This window comes from Apolloniradiicaulis salifontis (genome assembly GCF_053756655.1).
Genome location: NZ_CM132387.1, coordinates 1,509,415 through 1,527,140 on the forward strand (window position 1 = coordinate 1,509,415; position 17,726 = coordinate 1,527,140).

Below are 17,726 nucleotides of genomic sequence, written 5' to 3' on the forward strand. Positions count from 1 at the left end.
ATGTCACAGTCGTTGAAACTGGGTCACAGTTGGCTCATGCTCAGGTCTGGATAAGGGAGCGCTTTGCTTGAACGGCTTGTTGGCGGCGCCGCGCGCCATGCGGCGCATCTCTTTTTTCGGAACCGGTTTCGTCGTCGCCAGCCTCGGCGCGGTCGCGCTCGCCTTGATGGCGGTCAGCGGCGAGGGCGTTTTCGGCCCTGGAGGCTGGGTCTTCGCCGCATGCCTGGTGGTGGAAGTGGCGCTGGTGGGCGCGTTGGGCGCTTCGGTCGCCTTCAGAGCCAGCCGCCATTTGCGCGGCCGGCGCTTCGGCGAGCCCGCCCCGCGCCTGCAGATGCGCTTCATTACACTGTTCGCGGTGGCGGCGGTGGTGCCCGCCATTCTGATGGCGGGGTTTCACGCCCTTGTTCTGGGGCGCGGGATTGAATTCTGGTTTGGCGAACCGGTGAACGCCGTGGTGGAAAGCTCCGCCGACCTCGCCCGTGAATGGCCGCAGGTCGCCATGCGAACCGCCCAGATCCAGCTTCTTGGCCTGTCCAGAGACCTCTCCTTTCCTGACGCCCAGAGCGCCCTTCGCGATCAGCGTATACGGTATCGCCAGTATCTGTCGCAGCAGGCGCGCCTGCGCAGCTTTCCGGCGGTTTACGTGATCAATGGTCAGGCCGCCGTTCTGGCCCGCGCCGATCGCGCGCCCGACGCTCCGGACTATGTGGCGCCGTCGGTGGCGATGTATGAGTTCGCCATGGACGGCGATATCGGCGCGTCCGACCCTCAGGTGCGCGCGAACGCGCCGGACTATGTGCGCCTGCTGGTGAAGATTCCAGATACCGAAGATCTCTATCTCTATTCAGTCTGGTACGTGGATTTTTCGCTTCTGTCGGCGTGGGAGTCCATGACCAACTCCTACCGTGAAGCCGAGGCGCGCGAGGGCCAGATGCGCGAAGGCTTCTTCTTCGTCTACGCCCTGACCGCCGCGCTCATCTTCGTGGGCGCTGTCTGGTTGGCTCTGTCGGCGGCGCGCAGCGTCGTCACGCCGGTGAGCCGCCTGGTGGCGGCGGCTGAACGGGTGCGCCGAGGCGATCTTGAGGCGCGCGTCGAGGTGGCCCGCGATGACGACGAAATCGCCGCGCTCGGCCGTGCCTTCAACCGGATGACGCGCCAGCTCTCCACCCAGAGAAGCGAGCTGGTGGAGGCCAATGACCAGTCGGAACGCCGGCGCGCCTTCATCGAGGCGGTGCTGACCGGGGTGAGCGCCGGGGTGATCGGTCTTGATGGTACGGGCCGGGTGAGCCTGGTGAACCGCTCGGCGGCGCAGCTTCTGGGCTGTGAGCCGGATGAGCTGGTCGGGCGCCAGCTTGATGAGGCGGCGCCGGTTTTCCATACCGTGGTGAACGATGTCATCAAGCGGCCCGATGAAATCGCCGAACGCCAGATCGACCTTCCGTCCCAAGACGGTTCGGTGGTTCATCTCAATGTGCGCGCCGGCCATGACGAGGACGGCGGGCTGGTGATCACGTTCGATGATGTGACGCGCTTGGTCGCCGCCCAGCGCAACGCCGCCTGGCGCGATGTGGCGCGCCGGATCGCCCATGAGATCAAGAACCCGCTCACTCCGATCCAGCTGTCCGCCGAGCGGCTTAGGCGTAAGTATCGCGGCCAGGTGGACGAAAAGGGTCTTGAGATCTTCGACAAGTGCGTCGAAACGATCGTGCGCCAGGTCAGCGATATCGGCCGCATGGTGGACGAGTTCTCCGCCTTCGCCCGGATGCCGTCGCCGAAAATGGAGCAGGCCGACCTGATCGAGATCGCAGGCTCGGCCGTCTTCGCCCAGCGGGTCGCCGCCCCGTCGATCCGCCTGCCGTTCACCGCGCCCTCCGCGCCGATCCACGTGGAGTGCGACTCACGGCTCGCCTCCCAGGCGCTGGCCAACATCCTGAAGAACGCGGCGGAAAGCGTCTCGGCCCGTATGGAGACCGACGGCGCCAAATCGGGCGGGCAGATCGCCGTGAAGGTCTATCGCGAGAACGGCTTCGGCGTGATCGAAGCGAAAGACGACGGCCTTGGATGGCCGAGCGCTGACAAGTTGCGCCTGACCGAGCCCTATATGACCACGCGCGAGAAGGGCACAGGCCTGGGTCTGGCGATCGTACGCCGGGTCATGGAGGACCATGGCGGCCGGCTCGAACTGGACGATCCGGCGGACGGCGACACAGGCGCGATCGTCCGGCTGGCCTTTCCCTTGCTTGAACCCGATGCGGACGCCTCTGGTGCGTCTGCGCGTGCGGAGGCGTGACCCAAGATGGCTCAAGATATTCTCATCGTGGACGACGAGGCCGATATTCGCGAGCTGATCGGTGGATTGCTCGAGGATGAGGGATATGAGGCCCGCTACGCCGCGGACGCCGACGCCGCACTCGCCGCGATCCGCCAGCGGAAGCCGGCCCTGGCCGTCCTGGACGTCTGGCTCCAGGGCTCGCGTCTGGACGGCATCGAGCTGCTGGACGAGATCAAGCGCGCCGATCCCGCCCTGCCGGTGGTGGTGATTTCCGGCCACGGCACGATCGAGACGGCGGTGGCGGCCATCCGCAAGGGCGCCTACGACTTTATTGAAAAGCCGTTCAAGTCCGACAAATTGCTGGTGACCGTCGAGCGCGCGCTGGAGACCAGCAAGCTGCGCCGCGAAAACGAAGAGCTGCGCGCCAAGAGCGGCATGAACAGCGAGCTGATCGGCAAATCGGCCGCCGCCGCGATCCTTCGCCAGACGGTGGACCGGGTTTCGCCGACCAATTCGCGCGTGCTGATCTCCGGCCCGCCGGGGTGCGGCAAGGAGCTGATCGCGCGGCTCATCCATGCCGGATCGCTGCGGGCTGACGGCCCCTTCGTGCCGGTGAGCGCCGCGATGATGGATCCTGAACGCGTGGAGCAGGAATTGTTCGGGTCCGAGCAGGGCGGCCAGGTGGAACGCGTCGGCCTTCTGGAGCAGGCCCATGGCGGGACGCTCTTTCTGGACGAGGTGGGGGACATGCCCCTTGCGACCCAGGGCAAGCTATTGCGCATGCTGGTGGAGCAGCGCTTCAAGCGCCTGGCCGGCGCCGCCGATGTGGAAGTGAATGTGCGCGTTCTGTCCTCCACCGCGCGCGAGCTGCGCGGCCTGATCTCCCAGGGACGGTTCCGCGAGGATCTCTATCACCGCCTGGCCGTGGTGCCCCTGGAGGTGCCCTCGCTTTCGGAGCGGCGCGACGACATCCCCATGCTGGTGGAGCATTTCATCGAGCGCCTGACCGCCATGTCCGGCCTGCCGCGCCGGCGTATCGGCGAGGACGCCATGGCTGCGTTGCAGGCCCATGACTGGCCAGGAAACGTGCGCCAGCTTCGCAATAATGTGGAGCGAGTCCTGATCCTGGCCACCGGCGATCCTGACGATCCGGTGACGCTGGACTCCCTGCCGTCCGAAGTAGCGGGCCGCAATAGCGGTGAAACCGGCGGCTTCGACGCTGAACGCATGATCGCCTTGCCGCTTCGCGATGCCCGTGAGAAGTTCGAACGCGAATATCTTAAGGCCCAGATCAATCGTTTCGGGGGCAATATCTCGCGCACGGCCAGCTTCATCGGGATGGAGCGGTCGGCGTTGCACCGCAAGCTGAAGACCTTGGGCGTCAACGGCTCTCCGCGCGGAGCCGACGAACCGGACGCCGAATCGGCCGACTAGGCGCGGCCAGGGAACCATTTTCATGAAGGCAATCGTGTGTGGCGCGGGCCGCGTCGGGTACGGCATCGCGCGGGAGCTGGCCGCCGAGGGCAATTCGGTGACCGTCGTGGACTGGTCGCGCGAACTGATCGACAAGATCACCACCGATCTGGATGTCCGCGGCGTGGTTGGCCACGGCGCGCACCCTGACGTTCTAGAAAAAGCCGGAGTCGCCGACGCCGATCTTCTGGTTGCCGTGACCTATTCGGACGAGACCAACATGGTGGCCTGCCAGGTCGCCCATTCCCTGTTCGAAACCCCGACGCGCATCGCGCGTGTGCGTGCGCAAAGCTATCTCGACAAGCGCTGGGGCGATTTGTTCAGCCAGGGCGCGCTGCCCATCGACGTCACGATTTCTCCCGAGCTTGAGGTGAGCCGTTCGATCCTGCAGCGGCTGGAGACGCCCGGCGCCTTCGCCACCGCGCCCTTCGCCAATTCGCGCGTGCAGCTGCTGGGCCTCACTGTGGACGAGACTTCGCCGGTTGCTGGAAGCTCAAGGGACCAGATCCTTGAATTATTTCCTGATCTGGGGTTCGACATTCTTGGAATCCACCGGGACAAGACCCTTTTCATTCCAGAAGGCGGCGATCCGCTCATGCCCGGCGACGACGTCTATGTCAGCCTCGCCGCCGGCCATGTGAAACGCGCGCTGGATGTCTTCGGCCGCTCGGTGCAGCGCGCCCGGCGCGTGGTGATCATCGGGGCGGGCAATATCGGGCTTTATGTTGCGCGCGCGCTGGAACGGGTCGGCGGGGTGAGGGTGCGCCTCATCGAAGGCGACAAGGCCCAGGCCGAACGCGCCGCCGATGCGTTGCGGCGCACCGTGGTTCTGCATGGCGACGGGCTTGATCGCGACGTGCTGCGTGAGGCCGGTATCGAGGACAGCGAGCTGGCCCTGTGCCTGACCAATGACGACAAGGTGAATCTGCTCTCGGCGGTGATGGCCAAGCGGGAAGGGGCGGCGCGGGCGCTGTGCCTGGTGAACGATCAGGCTTTCAACCCGGTTAAGGCTGCGCTGGATATCGACGTGTTCATTGATCCGCGCGCGGTGACGGTGTCCACCATCCTCCAGCATATTCGGCGCGGGCGGATCACCGGGCTGCAGACCCTGGCCGGCGGCGCCGCCGAGGCGCTGGAAGGGGTCGCGCTTTCGACTTCGCCGCTTGTGGGCAAATCACTCAAGAACCTTGATCTTCCAGAGGGCGTGGCGGTGGGCGCCGTGGTGCGGGGCGACAAGGTCTTCTTCTCCCGCGACGCGGTCAGGATCGAGGAGAACGACCGCGTCGTTTTCTTCGCGCTCAAGGCCTCGGTCCCGAAGGTCGAACACATGTTCCGTGTCAGCCTGGAATACTTCTAGGCGTCATGCAGCTATCGCCCCGCCTGTTTCGCGCTCTTGGCTGGTGCGCCTCGGTGATCGGCGCCAGCGCCGGCCCGTTCATCGCGCTCGCCGGGCTTGAAGGCGATTCGGCGGCCGCGCGCGGCTTCTTCATCACCACGGTGTGCGGCTTGTTCATCGGCGGGGCGATCCTCGCCGGCACAGCCAATCTTGAACGCCCTGCAGGCGCGGCGGCGGCGCTGCGCCTTGCGTTCTACGGCTGGCTTCTGGTCCCGCTGCTGGCCGCCGCGCCCCTGGCGGCCGGCGCCGGCGGCGCGGTGCAGGGCGTGTTTGAGGCTTATGCGTCCATGACCACAACCGGCGCCGTGCTCGGCGCGCCCGAAGATGTCTCCAGATCGGTGATCTTGTGGCGCTGCTATCTCGCCTGGCTTGGCGGACTGGCGAGCGTTGTTCTGGCCGCGACGGTGTTTGCAGCCCTCGATCGGCGCGGGGTCGGTCTTCGCCGAACCAGCCTTCTCACCGTGGAGCGGGCGGACCTGTTCACCAATTTCGGTCGTGGATTCAGGCGGCTGGGCTCGGTCTACGGTCTGGTCACGGCGCTCGGCGCGGTTTTGCTCATCAGCACCGGGACTGCGCCGTTTGATGCGATTTGCCTGGCGCTCTCGGGCGTCGCCACCGCCGGTCTGGCGCCGCAATCGGGTGCTCTGGCCGGGTGGCTTCCCGCACCCAGCATTGTGGTGCTGAGCCTGCTGTGTCTGGCCGGCGCGTGGAATTTTGCGGTGATGTATGAATGGCTTTCGCGGTTCCGCATGCCCCGCGGAACAGGAGAGCTGCGCGCCATGGCGGCCGTGGCGGGCGCCTGCGGGATCGCCGCCCTGATCTTTTCCGGCCCGGCCGCGTTTCCGGCCGGCGTGCTTGACGGGTTCTTCGCCATTTCCACTGCGGGCTTTCAAACGGTTGAGGCCGGGACCCTCCCAGTGGCGGTGTTGCTGTTTCTGGCGCTGGTGGGCGGATCGACCATCTCCACCTCGGGCGGTGTGAAGATGCCGCGCATCCTGCTGCTGCTCAGGCGGGCGGGCGGCGAGCTTTCGGTGCTCTCCCATCCTTCAGCGGCGGTGCGAACGCGTTTCGGGGGGCGACCGGTCGCTGATGAGGCGCTGGCCGGGGTCTGGGTTTATGCGCTGGCGTTTCCCGTGGCCCTGGGTCTTGGAACCGTGGCGATCACGCTTGCGGGGGCGGAGTTTGAGCCCGCCTGGCGCGTCGCCGCAGCCAGCCTCGCCAATATGGGGCCGCCGGCCGGGGCCGATTTCGCGACCCTGCCGCCGCCGGCGCTTATCGTCAGCGCGCTATTGATGGTCGCCGGGCGTCTTGAAGTGCTTGCCGCAGCAGCCGCGATCTATGTTATTTTCGCCCGAGACTGAGAGGGGACGGCCCGCGTTTCGCGGTTGCAGCGAAGCGCGAGCCTGTTTACCTCTTTGAAGACAGGGCCGCATGCCCAGAGCCCCGACGAACAATTGCGAAGTAGGCCGATGTCTAACGATAAAAAGCAGAACCTTCAGGACGTCTTCCTGAACACCGTGCGCAAGGGCAAGACACCGCTGACCATTTTCCTGGTCAACGGCGTGAAGCTCCAAGGCGTCGTCACCTGGTTTGATAATTTCTGCGTGCTGCTGCGCCGCGAAGGTCAGATTCAGCTGGTCTACAAGCACGCCATCTCCACGATCATGCCGAGCCAGCCGGTTCAGCTGTTTGAACGTGAAGAAGAGGATGGAGAAAGCGCGGATTGATTAATCGCCGCCCCGACGTCGAAACCGCCTTCGTCATCCATCCCCAGTTCTCGGGGACCGGGACCGAGCGCGCTGAAGCGCGCCTGGAAGAAGCCGCCGGCCTTGCTGAAGCCCTTGACCTGAAGCCCGTAGAGGCGCGCATCGAACCGGTGCGCAAGCTTGAGCCCGGCACGTTCTTCGGCTCGGGCAAGGTCGAGATGCTGCGTGTGCACATCGAGGATATCGGAGCCCATGTCCTGGTGATCGATTCTGCGCTGTCGCCTGTCCAGCAGCGCAATCTTGAAAAAGCCCTCAAGGTGAAGGTCATAGACCGTACCGGGCTGATCCTGGAAATCTTCGGCCGACGCGCCCAGACCCGGGAAGGGCGCCTGCAGGTGGAGCTGGCGCGCCTCACCTATGAGCGTTCGCGTCTGGTGCGCACCTGGACCCACCTGGAACGCCAACGCGGCGGTCAGGGCTTCATGGGCGGTCCAGGCGAAACCCAGATCGAGACCGACCGCCGCATCCTCGCCGACAAGATGGCCAAGCTGCGCCGCGAACTCGACGAGGTGAAACGCACCCGCCAGCTCCACCGCAAACGCCGCCAGGCCGCGCCGTGGCCCACTGTGGCGCTTGTGGGCTACACAAACGCAGGTAAGTCCAGCGTCTTCAATTCCCTTTCCAAATCCAGGGTTCTGGCAAAGGACATGCCCTTCGCGACACTGGATCCCACCACGCGCGCCGTGCGCACGCCGTCGGGCCGCAAGATCCTCCTGTCCGACACGGTGGGGTTCATCACCGATCTGCCCACCGAGCTGATCGCCGCCTTCCGCGCGACCCTTGAAGAGGTGGTGGAAGCTGATGTGCTGGTCCATGTGCGCGACATCGCCGACCCTGATAATGACGGCCGAAAGGCCGATGTGGAAGCGGTGCTGGACGCCCTAAACGCCGGCTCGGCCCACGACCAGATCGTGATCGAAGCCTGGAACAAGGCCGACCGACTGGACGCGGAAAGCTATGAGGATCTGCGCTGGCGCACCCGCCTGCCAAGCCGTCCCGACCGCCCGCCCTCGGTGCTGACTTCAGCGGCGACGGGTGAGGGGCTGGGCGCGCTTATGGTGCTTGTGGAGCAGGCGCTTGCGGCCAATGACCTGGTGCTTCGCATCAAGGTAACGCCCGCCGACGCCGCCGCGCTCGCCTGGATCCATGAGAACGGTGAAGTCATCGAAGAGCGGATCGACGAAGAGACCGGCGACACGTTCGCCGCAGCGCGCCTTACTCCGCCCGACGCCGGACGCTTCCGCCGCAAGTTCAAGGGCCTGGAGATCGCCCCCGAGCGCGCTGCAGCGCATTAGGTCAGCGATCCCGACGCCGACTGCGAGTCTAAAGCCCGCTGCGCTTCGCGGTCAGCCACTCGGCCTCCATGGCGTCCAGATCGGCTTCCTGAACGCTTGAACCTTTGTCTTTAAGCTGCTGTTCCACAGCGCGAAATCGGCGTTCAAATTTGGCGTTGGCGTCGCGTAGCGCGGCTTCTGGATCAACGCCCAGCTTGCGCGCCGCATTGACCACGGTGGCCAGCAGATCGCCGATCTCTTCGTGAATCTGCGCCGGGTCGCCCTCGGCGACCGCTCCTCGCACTTCGGCCAGCTCTTCATCGATCTTGGCCATCACGCCCTCCACATCCGGCCAGTCGAAACCGACGCGGGCTGCGCGCTTCATCAGCTTTTCAGAGCGCGTCAGCGCGGGCAGGGCGACCGGCACATTGGCAAGCACCGAGACGTCTTCGCCGCCCTTGGCCGCGCGCTCGGCGGCCTTCTGGGCCTCCCAGGCGCGCGTCTGGCTCTCAGAATCGCGCTCCTGGGCTGTTCCAAACACGTGGGGGTGACGCCGGATCATCTTCTCGGCGATGGCGTCAGCCACGTCCTCGAAGCGAAAATCACCGGCTTCCTCGGCCATGCGCGAATGGAACACGACCTGGAGGAGGAGATCGCCGAGCTCTTCCTTCAGATCGGCCATGTCGGCGCGCTCAATGGCGTCCACGACCTCATAGGCTTCCTCGATCGTGTAGCGCGCGATGGAGCGAAAGTCCTGCTCCAGATCCCAGGGGCAGCCGCCGGCGGGATCGCGCAGCCTGGCCATCACGGCGATGAGACGGTCGATGGAACGGGGTTGGGCCGGGACGGTCATCGGGCGCGCTCGCAGATGCGGGAATCAGAGCGCTCAGTCTAGGGCCGCGTGGGCGCAAGTGCGAGGGCGCCAAAGCCGCCCCGTGACCGCACATATAAAACTCGCATAAGATATATTATGAGAAACAAATGATATCGTAGAACGCGATCTCCTAAGTAATACATATGGCGTCAGACCGGGTCTGCGCGGATCACGGCGCCGGTGGCTTCACTCATTGTGACGCTCAGCCCGTCATAGGCCGGCCGCACGCCCCGCGGCAGACGCGGCAGCAGCGCTCGGTAGTCCAAATCGATGTGGAGGTTGGTCAGCACGCCGAGCGAGGGCTGTACGCGTGAGAGCCATTCCAGCGACTGATCCAGGTGGGCGTGACTTGGGTGCGGACGCTCGCGCAGTGCGTCAACGATCCAGACGCCGGAGCCGGCGATTGCTTCAAAAGCGGCGTCTCCGAGCCCGTTCACGTCTGGCGTATAGGCCAAGGGTCCGGCGCGCACGCCGCTACAGGCCGCGCCGCCATGCTCCACATCGAAAAGCCGAATCTTCAGCGAGCCGCCCGGCCCCTCAATCGAGGTGAAATCGCCGCTGGCGAGCTCCCGTGAGATAAGCAAGGGCGGATAGCCCGAGCCCGCCGGAGTTTCAAAGATATACCCAAAGCGCGCCAGCAAATCACGACGGGTCGCGGCGCTCATGATCGCCGGAAGGCGTTCGCGGCGCTGATAGACCAGAGCGCGCACGTCATCGATGCCGTGGCACTGGTCGGCATGGGTGTGGGTGAAAGCCACTGCGTGGATCTGCGGTGATCTGGCGGCCAGCATCTGCTCGCGCAGATCCGGGCTTGTGTCGATGAGCACGCGCGTCGCGTGGCCTGTGTCCAGCGCCTCCAGCGACACACTTCGTTCCAGCAGCAAGCTGCAGCGGCGCCTGCGGTTTTTAGGTTCGCCTGGATCGCAGGCGCCCCAGTCGCCGTCGATGCGCGGCACGCCGCCCGAGGAGCCGCAGCCCAGGATGAGCGCCCGAAGGACCGCGCCCTCGCCCGCCTGGCCGCTCATGCCGGCGCCTTGATCCGGGTGAACAAGGCCAGGGCCGCGGCGGTGGTCCGCGCTGCGGTTTCCTCGACCGTCCAGCCTTTGATTTCACCAAGCTTTTCTGCGACGTGCGGCAAGTAAGCCGGTTCGTTCCTGCGGCCCCGATACGGAACGGGCGCAAGATAGGGGCAATCGGTCTCCACGATCACGCGGTCATCGGGCACGACGTCGCGAAACACTTCGCGGACATCCCCGGCTTTTTTAAAGGTGATGATCCCCGACGCCGAGAAATAAGCGCCCAGCGCCGCGGCGCGCCTGGCAAGCCCGGCCCCGCCGGTATAGCAGTGCAAAAGCGGGCGAAACGCCCCCTTCCCCATTTCCTCCTCCAAGAGGTCCGCCATTTTGTCATCCGCCTCGCGGCAATGGAGGATCAGCGGCAAATCGGCGCGGCGCGCCGCCTCGATATGGGCGCGAAGGCTCTGATACTGCTCAGCTTCCGGCGAATGATTGTAATGGAAATCCAGCCCCGTCTCGCCAATGGCCACGACCTTGGGATGGCGGGCGATTTCCAGCAACTCATCGGCCGTGATGTCCGGCCGGTCCTTGGCGTGGTGGGGATGGGCGCCGATCGTGCAGTAGACGTCGTCATGGGCCTCGGCGATTTTCGACACCGCATCGAAGTCGGTGAGCCGGCAGCAGATCGCGATCATGGGCGATACGCCCGCGGCGCGCGCCGCCTCCAGCACCTGGGGCAGGTCCTCGGCGTAATCATCGCCGTGAATATTGATGTGAGTGTCGATCAGCATGGCGCTCGTCAGGCTGCGGCGGCCGCGTCCTGCAACAGCGCGAACGCGGCGTAGACGGTCTGTTTGGGATCGAGATAGAGGGTTTCGCTCTCCCTCGCCAGTCTTGTCAGCCCGTCCGCCGCCAAGACCCAGCGGCCGGCGCTTTCCGGGCCCGCGTTTCCCAGCGCCAGGCTTCGGGCACGGTCCTGGGCGTAGGTGAGCAGGAAATCCATCAGGATCTGCTTGAACGCCTCGCCGTCCTTCTTCCCGGCGTTGGCGGCAAGGCGCTCCGCCGCTAGACGGTCAAGCGAAGGAAGCTGCGCAAGGGCCTGGTCTATATCATCTTTCAGCTTTGAGGCGCCCAGCTCCACCAGAGCCAGAGCGCGCCCCGGCGCACCGCTGGCCAAAGCCGCAGCACGCGCGGCGTCCGCGGCGTCAACGCCACGGACCTGTGTCAGCCAGGCGGTGGTCTCGTCCACCGGGGGTGGCCGTAGGGACAGGCGCCGGCAGCGCGACCGGATCGTGGGAAGCAGCCGGCCGGGCGTGTTGACCACCAAAAGGAGCAGACCGTTCCGCGGCGGCTCTTCAAGTGTCTTCAGGAGCGCGTTGGCGGCGTTGATGTTCATGTCGTCGGCGGCGTCCACGATCGCGACGCGGTACCGGCCGCCGCTGGCGCTGCGGGAGAAGAAGGCCGGCGCGCGGCGCGCCTCCTCCACGGTGATCTCGCCTTTCAGCTTTTTGGTCTTGTCGTTGAAGGGACGCCGGATCAGCAGAAAGTCCGGATGGGACATCGCTTCAAGGCGGCGGCATTCCTGGTCGCCCGGATCACAGGCGAGCCCTTCGCCCGCCGGTGCGGCGCCAAGAGCCCGGCGCGCCAGGCGCCAGGCGAGCGTCGCTTTGCCGACACCTTTCGGGCCGGTGATCATCCAGGCGTGATGCATGCGCCCGCTTTCAAGCGCGCCGGCCATGTCCGCCTCGGCCTTTGCGTGACCGAACAGATCATAGACATGGCGCGGATGGCTGAGCTCGCCTTCGCGGTCGGCTTCAGGGATATCGCTCACGCCAGCACCCCGAAGCGCTCAGAAAGAGCTTTCTGCGCGGCTCTGGCCACGATTTGCGGCGGATGTGCGCCGTCCAGCACGACGCAGCGCTCCGGCGCGTTTGATGCAATGTCCAGAAACGCTTGCCGCAACGCGGTGTGGAAGGCGCCCGGCTGTCGCTCGAAACGGGTCTCGGTTTCGCCCCGTGTGCGCGTACGCGCCAGACCGACCGCAGGATCCAGGTCGACGATGAAGGTCAGGTCAGGTTCAAAATCGCCCAGCGCCGCCATGCGCACCGCTTCGATGCGAAGGGCGTCGACGCCGCCCGCCGCGCCCTGATAGGCGCGGGTGGAATCCGTAAAGCGGTCACAGATCACCACCGCGCCTCGCTCCAGAGCCGGCTTCACCAGGCGTTCCACATGGTCCAGCCGAGCGGCGAACATCAAAAGGGTTTCGGCCATGGGCGACCAGCGCCCTGTTTCGCCCTCCACCAGAAGCGCGCGCAAGGCTTCGGCGTTAGGGGTGCCGCCCGGTTCGCGGGTGAGCACCACTTCGAGGCCGTCGCGCTCCAGCTTAGCAGCCAGTGTGGCGGCCAGCGTCGTTTTGCCGGCCCCCTCGCCGCCTTCAAGCGTTATGAAAAGGCCCTGCGCCGGCACGGCTTAGCCGCCCCTGATCATCTGGACCAGCGCGGCGCCGGCGCGGCCGAACATGCCCTTGCGCTCCACGCTCGCCGCCGCCTCCAGCGGCACGCTACGCGTATGACCGTCGGGCAGGGTGATCACCAGCCGGGCGATCCGGTCGCCTTCCACCACCGGCGCCTGGACCGGCCCCTCATAGACGATTTCGGCGGTGTAATCGTCCATGGTCCGGCGGTGCATGCCGACGCTCAGGCCCTCAGCGGCGCGCAAGGCCACCGTTTCAGACTGGCCCATATAGAGGTCCGCCTCGCCCAGCTGGGCCCCCGCCTCGATGATCCGGACCATTTCAAACTCGTTGAACGCCGCACGCATCAGTCGCTCGGCCTCGTCGGCGCGGGCACGGTTGGACTCCATGCCGTTGAACACCACGATGCGCCGCTCGCCGTCCTGCTCGGCGGAGGCCACAAGCCCGTAGCCGCTCTGCGATGTATGACCGGTTTTCAGCCCGTCAGTGCCGGGAAACAGGCCCAGAAGCGGATTGCGGTTGAACTGGCGGATGCCGTTATAGGTGTACTCTCCCTGCGCGTAGATGCCGTAATAGGCGGGGTGCTCCTCGATGATATGTCGCGCCAGCCGCGCCAGGTCGGAAGCGGAAATGCGGTGATCGGCATCAGGCCAGCCGGTGGAGTTTGCGAAGTTCGCGCTTTCAAGGCCAAGTTCGCGGGCGCGTTCGGTCATCATGTCGGAGAAATTCTCTTCGGTGCCGCCGATGGCCTCGGCGACCACGATGCAGGCGTCATTTCCCGACTGAACGATAATGCCCTGCAAAAGGTCGCGCACGGTGGCCCGCGACCCGACGTCGAGAAACATGGTGGAGGACCCGGACGCCGAGCCCCCTCGCCGCCAGGCGTTCTCACTGACGGGAAGCTCGGTCTCCATGGACAGTTCGCCGCTCTCCAGCGCCTCAAACACCATCAGGGCCGTCATCAGCTTGGACATGGAGGCCGGCGGCATCGGCTCTTCGCCATTCTTGGAGAACAGCATGTCGCCGGACTCATAATCCATGATCACGGCGTGGCTGGCGCGGGTGTCGAAGCCTTGCGACAGCGCCCCAGTAGAGAAAAAGCCGGTGGGAAGAAGGGCGGCGAGGAAAAGCGCGGCGGGGATGAACAGTGGGCGCATGGCGAGAACCTGTAGTCTGGGAGCGGAATTCGGGCGAGCCCGAACGATTGAAACAAACCTTGGCCAGAGCGCGGCGTCCGGCACGGGCGCCATCAGCCTGAAGGCGGGCCGACCGCCGGGTCGAAGAATACCGGAGCCGCCGCCCGGTCGGCTGCATCCGGCGGGCCGAGCGCCTCTATGCGCACCGGCGCAACGCCGTCATTTATGAAGTCCAGCGCCTCGGCGGCGGCGCGGCTGAGATCAATGACCCGATCTCCAACAAACGGGCCCCGGTCATTGATCCGGACCAGCACGCTGGCGCCGGTGTCAAGACGCGTCACGCGCGCCAGGGTCGGCAGCGGCAGCGTGGGATGGGCTGCGCTCAACGCGGCCTGATCAAACTCTTCGCCACTGGCGGTGAGATTGCCGTGAAAGCCGGGCCCGTACCAGCTGGCCATCCCCTCTTCCACGGAGCGCGGCGGCTCCAACTGGGGCGCGATCGCCTCGAACACAGGCGGGGTGAAGACGCGCGCCGCCGGTCGGCTGGTTTCTTCGCCAGCCTCAGGCGAGCCTGCGCAGGCGCTCAAGGCCGCAGAAACGCTGAGGATCGTCGCGGTTAAAAACGCGGCGCGGAAAATCACGGATGAAGGCCCTCACTTCTGCGGATCGTTCAGGCGGATCGTTCCCGCGCACCATACAGCCGGTTTGTTGGGGCGGAAAAGAGGCCGGAACTTATACAATCCCGCAGCGTCAGCCACCGGCGCGGATCAGGGCTGGCGGCGCCGCCAAGCCGCGCCGCCCTCTCCGCTTGCGCCAGCGGCGTCAAGACGGCTAAACCTGCGGCGACGGAGGAGTGGCTGAGTGGTCGATAGCGGCGGTCTTGAAAACCGTTGAGCGTGAGAGCGTTCCGGGGGTTCGAATCCCTCCTCCTCCGCCATCCGCCCCGATTCTTACCAATTGCATATGGAAGCTGCGCCTCTAACGCCCTACCTTTCACCGAGGGAAGGTGAGGAGACGTCGCCATGCAGTATCCAGGGCGAACGGTCATGCGGGCGGCCGCGGCGGCGCTTGTCGTCGCCGGCGTGATGCTGACCGCCGTGGCGGGCCTGGCGCGCCAGGAAGCGGCTGGGCCCTCCGTGCTCATAGCGGATCTCACCGGACCCATCGGCCCGGCCACCGCCGCCTATATCACCCGCGCCATCGGTGAGGCGCAGGGCGAAGGCGCGGCGGCCCTTGTGGTCACCATGGACACGCCCGGAGGTCTGGATGCGTCGACGCGGGAGATCAATCAGGCGATCCTGGCCTCCCCCGTTCCCGTCATCGTCTACGTCTCTCCGTCCGGCGCGCGCGCCGCGAGCGCAGGCGCGTTCATCACCTACGCCAGCCATCTGGCCGCCATGGCGCCGGGCACCAGCATCGGTGCGGCGACTCCGATCCAGATGGGCGGCGCGCCGGATGGAGCGCCGGAAGCGCCCTCGCCCGCTCCAGACTCCCCTGCTTCAGACGACGGCGGCGACACCGCGCCCGAAGACGACGCCGCTGACGGCGCAGATACGAGCCCTGCACCCGGCAATCAGCAGGCGCTTCGAAACAAGGTGGTCAATGACGCCGCCGCCTATATGCGCTCGCTGGCCGATTTGCGCGGCCGCAACGCGCAATGGGCCGAGGCGGCCGTGCGTGAGGGCATAAGCGCTTCCGCCGAAGAGGCGCTGGAGCTAGGTGTCGTTGAGATCGTCGCGGCAAGCCTTGACGAGGTCTTAGCCCAGGCCTCCGGCCGCGAGGTGAGCCTGGCTGACGGCCAGGTCGTCGCGCTGGACCTCGAGGGCGCCGCGGTGGAAAGAATCGAAAAGACCTTCGCTGAAGAGGCGCTGGCGGTGCTCACCGATCCCAATATTGCGTTTCTCCTGATGAATCTGGGCTTCGTCGGCCTTCTGGTGAGCTTCTATAACGGTCTCGAGCCGATCACCGCCATCGCCGGGGTGATCTGTCTGATCGTCGGGCTCTATGCGCTCAACACCCTGCCGCTAAACTATGCCGGAGCGGCGCTGATCGTGCTTGGCCTTACTCTTCTGGTGGCCGAGGCGTTCATTGCAAGCTCGGGCCTACTGGCGCTTGGCGGTCTGGCGGCGTTCGCCATCGGCGCGTTGATGCTGGTGGACACCGAGGCGGAGGGATTCCGGCTGGACTGGCGCCTGGTCGCCGGCACGACGGCCGGGCTGGGCCTCGCCTCCTTCCTTCTGGTGAGCTACGGCCTCGCCTCACAGGGACGCAAGGTCACCACCGGCGAGCAGGGCCTTATCGGGCTTGAGGGCCGCGTGCTCGACTGGGAGGGCGGCCGGGGGCATGTGCAGGTGGACGGCGAGCGATGGCGCGCCACGTCCAAGGATTCGCTGCAAATCGACGATAGGGTCAAGGTCATCGGCGTCGAAGGACTGACGCTGAAGGTGAAAAAAATCTAGCCGCCCCGCGCGGCGAAGGAGATCAGGCATGGCCGACATCGGCATCAATATCGGGTTCTGGATTGCGCTGGCGGTGATCGCCGGCTCGCTTCTGTTTCAGGTCTTCAAGGTGCTGCGCGAATATGAGCGCGCGGTGATCTACACCCTGGGGCGCTATACCGGGACATCGGGTCCGGGCCTTATCATTCTGATCCCGTTCCTGCAGCAGATGGTGAAGGTGGACATCCGCACCGTCGCCGAGGACGTGCCCAGCCAGGACGTGATCAGCCAGGACAATGTCTCGGTGAAGGTGAACGCGGTGCTTTATTACCGCATCATCGATCCGCAGAAGGCCATCAACCAGGTCGAGGATTTTCGGATGGCCACCAGCCAGCTGGCCCAGACCACGCTGCGCAGCGTGCTGGGCAAGCATGATCTCGACGAAATGCTGGCCGAACGCGACAAGCTGAATGTCGATATCCAGAAGATCCTCGATGACCAGACCGAGGCCTGGGGCATCAAGGTGGCCAATGTGGAGATCAAACATGTGGACCTCGACCCCTCCATGATTCGGGCCATCGCCCGCCAGGCCGAGGCCGAGCGCGAGCGGCGCGCCAAGGTCATCGCCGCCGAGGGCGAGCAGCAGGCCGCGCAAAAGCTGGCGGAGGCGGCGAAAATCCTCAGTCAGCAGGAAGGCGGCATGCAGATCCGCTATCTCGGCACGCTGTCCGAGCTGGGCGGAGAAGGTACGAAGACGATCGTGTTCCCGATGCCCATCGACATGTTGCAGCAGTTTTCGGGCCTCGCCGCCACCAAGGGCTCCGGCTCGTCTGAAGACTAGCCCGGCACAAGCGCGTTGAGCCGAATCATGGACCGGTCCAATCTGGGTCCATGAAAGGCGCCATCATGACCAGCTACGTAGTCGCCCAGCCTCCGGAGACCGCCCTGCCCGTGGAGAGCGGCGGTTATTTCCCGGTGCGCCGCATTTACTGCGTCGGCCGCAATTACGCCGACCACGCCCGGGAGATGGGGTCAGACCCGGACCGCGAACCGCCCTTCTTCTTTTCAAAGCCGCGCGATGCGGTGTTTTCCGGCGAAACGCTCGCCTACCCGCCCGCGACCCAGGACCTTCACCATGAGGTGGAGCTTGTCCTGGCGCTGGGGGGCGGCGGCGCGGATCTTGGCCCGGAATCCGCCCGCTCCCTGGTTTATGGCTGCGCGGTGGGCGTCGATCTCACGCGGCGCGATCTGCAGGCCGCGGCAAAGGCGTCGGGGCGTCCATGGGACATGGCCAAGGGATTTGACGGGTCCGCTCCGATCGGCGCGCTCAGGCCCTGCCCGGCCATGGATTCCGGCGTGATAGAGCTTGCGGTGAACGGCCAGACACGGCAGACCGGCGACCTCGCCCAGATGATCTGGAGCACCGCGGAGATCATCTCCCACCTGTCTGCTCTGGTTAGGCTGGAGGCGGGCGATCTCATCTTCACAGGAACGCCGGCCGGCGTCGGCGCCCTGGAGCGTGGCGACCGGGTGGAGGCGCGCATAGACGGCCTGATGCCGCTGAGTTTCGTCCTGGTCTGAACCCATCCTCAGGCCTTGATGCGGGGG

16 protein-coding genes and 1 tRNA gene are annotated in these 17,726 nt (G+C 65.8%); 10 read left to right on the plus strand and 7 right to left on the minus strand.

The genetic code is table 11. The annotated features are described in order from the left end of the window. Window positions 1–67 precede the first annotated feature (67 nt). The 6 genes from ACWCOP_RS07365 (at window position 68) to hflX (ending at window position 8,202) form a co-directional block, all read left to right on the plus strand. Window positions 68–2,290: a sensor histidine kinase gene (locus tag ACWCOP_RS07365; protein ID WP_478250578.1), complete on the plus strand. Its 2,223-nt coding sequence runs from the start codon at window positions 68–70 to the stop codon at window positions 2,288–2,290. A 6-nt stretch (window positions 2,291–2,296) separates the two neighbouring features. After that, entirely contained in the window at window positions 2,297–3,706 is a 1,410-nt protein-coding gene (ntrX, locus tag ACWCOP_RS07370) for a nitrogen assimilation response regulator NtrX (RefSeq protein ID WP_478250579.1), read from the plus strand. 22 nt (window positions 3,707–3,728) lie between these two features. Then, window positions 3,729–5,102, plus strand: a complete 1,374-nt coding sequence (gene trkA / locus ACWCOP_RS07375; RefSeq protein ID WP_478250580.1) for a Trk system potassium transporter TrkA — start codon at window positions 3,729–3,731, stop codon at window positions 5,100–5,102. A gap of 5 nt (window positions 5,103–5,107) precedes the next feature. Then, window positions 5,108–6,502 (plus strand): potassium transporter TrkG, encoded by a 1,395-nt coding sequence (locus ACWCOP_RS07380; protein WP_478250581.1) that lies wholly within the window; start codon window positions 5,108–5,110, stop codon window positions 6,500–6,502. Between the two features lie 108 nt (window positions 6,503–6,610). After that, entirely contained in the window at window positions 6,611–6,868 is a 258-nt protein-coding gene (gene hfq, locus ACWCOP_RS07385; protein ID WP_478250582.1) for an RNA chaperone Hfq, read from the plus strand. Beyond that, window positions 6,865–8,202 (plus strand): GTPase HflX, encoded by a 1,338-nt coding sequence (gene hflX / locus ACWCOP_RS07390; RefSeq protein WP_478250583.1) that lies wholly within the window; start codon window positions 6,865–6,867, stop codon window positions 8,200–8,202. Before hfq ends, hflX begins: the two co-directional genes overlap by 4 nt. A gap of 28 nt (window positions 8,203–8,230) precedes the next feature. Here the strand turns inward: hflX and mazG are convergent, their stop codons facing one another. The 7 genes from mazG to ACWCOP_RS07425 form a co-directional block, all read right to left on the minus strand. Beyond that, a complete protein-coding gene (gene mazG / locus ACWCOP_RS07395; RefSeq protein ID WP_478250584.1) occupies window positions 8,231–9,034 on the minus strand; it encodes a nucleoside triphosphate pyrophosphohydrolase in 804 nt (267 codons plus the stop codon). Between the two features lie 170 nt (window positions 9,035–9,204). After that, a complete protein-coding gene (locus ACWCOP_RS07400) occupies window positions 9,205–10,080 on the minus strand; it encodes an MBL fold metallo-hydrolase (protein WP_478250585.1) in 876 nt (291 codons plus the stop codon). Then, the gene (locus tag ACWCOP_RS07405; RefSeq protein WP_478250586.1) at window positions 10,077–10,862 is read right to left on the minus strand and encodes a TatD family hydrolase; all 786 of its coding nucleotides are present in this window, start codon (window positions 10,860–10,862) and stop codon (window positions 10,077–10,079) included. Before ACWCOP_RS07405 ends, ACWCOP_RS07400 begins: the two co-directional genes overlap by 4 nt. Window positions 10,863–10,870: 8 nt before the next feature. Continuing rightward, the gene (locus ACWCOP_RS07410; RefSeq protein ID WP_478250587.1) at window positions 10,871–11,902 is read right to left on the minus strand and encodes a DNA polymerase III subunit delta'; all 1,032 of its coding nucleotides are present in this window, start codon (window positions 11,900–11,902) and stop codon (window positions 10,871–10,873) included. After that, window positions 11,899–12,537: a dTMP kinase gene (gene tmk / locus ACWCOP_RS07415; RefSeq protein ID WP_478250588.1), complete on the minus strand. Its 639-nt coding sequence runs from the start codon at window positions 12,535–12,537 to the stop codon at window positions 11,899–11,901. The genes ACWCOP_RS07410 and tmk overlap by 4 nt, the downstream gene beginning before the upstream one ends. Before the next feature lie 3 nt (window positions 12,538–12,540). Further along, the gene (locus ACWCOP_RS07420) at window positions 12,541–13,701 is read right to left on the minus strand and encodes a D-alanyl-D-alanine carboxypeptidase family protein (RefSeq protein WP_478250589.1); all 1,161 of its coding nucleotides are present in this window, start codon (window positions 13,699–13,701) and stop codon (window positions 12,541–12,543) included. Between the two features lie 92 nt (window positions 13,702–13,793). After that, window positions 13,794–14,321: a septal ring lytic transglycosylase RlpA family protein gene (locus ACWCOP_RS07425; RefSeq protein ID WP_478250590.1), complete on the minus strand. Its 528-nt coding sequence runs from the start codon at window positions 14,319–14,321 to the stop codon at window positions 13,794–13,796. Window positions 14,322–14,527: 206 nt separating this feature from the next. Between ACWCOP_RS07425 and ACWCOP_RS07430 the strand changes: the two genes are divergently transcribed. The 4 genes from ACWCOP_RS07430 (at window position 14,528) to ACWCOP_RS07445 (ending at window position 17,699) form a co-directional block, all read left to right on the plus strand. Beyond that, window positions 14,528–14,617 (plus strand) — tRNA-Ser (locus ACWCOP_RS07430). Window positions 14,618–14,726: 109 nt separating this feature from the next. Then, window positions 14,727–16,139, plus strand: a complete 1,413-nt coding sequence (locus ACWCOP_RS07435; protein ID WP_478250591.1) for an NfeD family protein — start codon at window positions 14,727–14,729, stop codon at window positions 16,137–16,139. Between the two features lie 28 nt (window positions 16,140–16,167). Beyond that, on the plus strand, window positions 16,168–16,959 hold the full coding sequence (locus tag ACWCOP_RS07440; protein WP_478250592.1) for a slipin family protein: 792 nt from the start codon (window positions 16,168–16,170) through the stop codon (window positions 16,957–16,959). Between the two features lie 65 nt (window positions 16,960–17,024). After that, a complete protein-coding gene (locus ACWCOP_RS07445) occupies window positions 17,025–17,699 on the plus strand; it encodes a fumarylacetoacetate hydrolase family protein (protein ID WP_478250593.1) in 675 nt (224 codons plus the stop codon). Window positions 17,700–17,726 lie beyond the last annotated feature (27 nt).

Coding starts and splice junctions, on each gene's coding strand:
- ntrX (WP_478250579.1), top strand. CDS start 2,297: ATGGCTCAAGATATTCTCATCGTGGACGACGAGGCCGATATTCGCGAG.
- trkA (WP_478250580.1), top strand. CDS start 3,729: ATGAAGGCAATCGTGTGTGGCGCGGGCCGCGTCGGGTACGGCATCGCG.
- ACWCOP_RS07380 (WP_478250581.1), top strand. CDS start 5,108: ATGCAGCTATCGCCCCGCCTGTTTCGCGCTCTTGGCTGGTGCGCCTCG.
- hfq (WP_478250582.1), top strand. CDS start 6,611: ATGTCTAACGATAAAAAGCAGAACCTTCAGGACGTCTTCCTGAACACC.
- mazG (WP_478250584.1), bottom strand. CDS start 9,034: ATGACCGTCCCGGCCCAACCCCGTTCCATCGACCGTCTCATCGCCGTG.
- ACWCOP_RS07400 (WP_478250585.1), bottom strand. CDS start 10,080: ATGAGCGGCCAGGCGGGCGAGGGCGCGGTCCTTCGGGCGCTCATCCTG.
- ACWCOP_RS07405 (WP_478250586.1), bottom strand. CDS start 10,862: ATGCTGATCGACACTCACATCAATATTCACGGCGATGATTACGCCGAG.
- ACWCOP_RS07420 (WP_478250589.1), bottom strand. CDS start 13,701: ATGCGCCCACTGTTCATCCCCGCCGCGCTTTTCCTCGCCGCCCTTCTT.
- ACWCOP_RS07435 (WP_478250591.1), top strand. CDS start 14,727: ATGCGGGCGGCCGCGGCGGCGCTTGTCGTCGCCGGCGTGATGCTGACC.
- ACWCOP_RS07440 (WP_478250592.1), top strand. CDS start 16,168: ATGGCCGACATCGGCATCAATATCGGGTTCTGGATTGCGCTGGCGGTG.
- ACWCOP_RS07445 (WP_478250593.1), top strand. CDS start 17,025: ATGACCAGCTACGTAGTCGCCCAGCCTCCGGAGACCGCCCTGCCCGTG.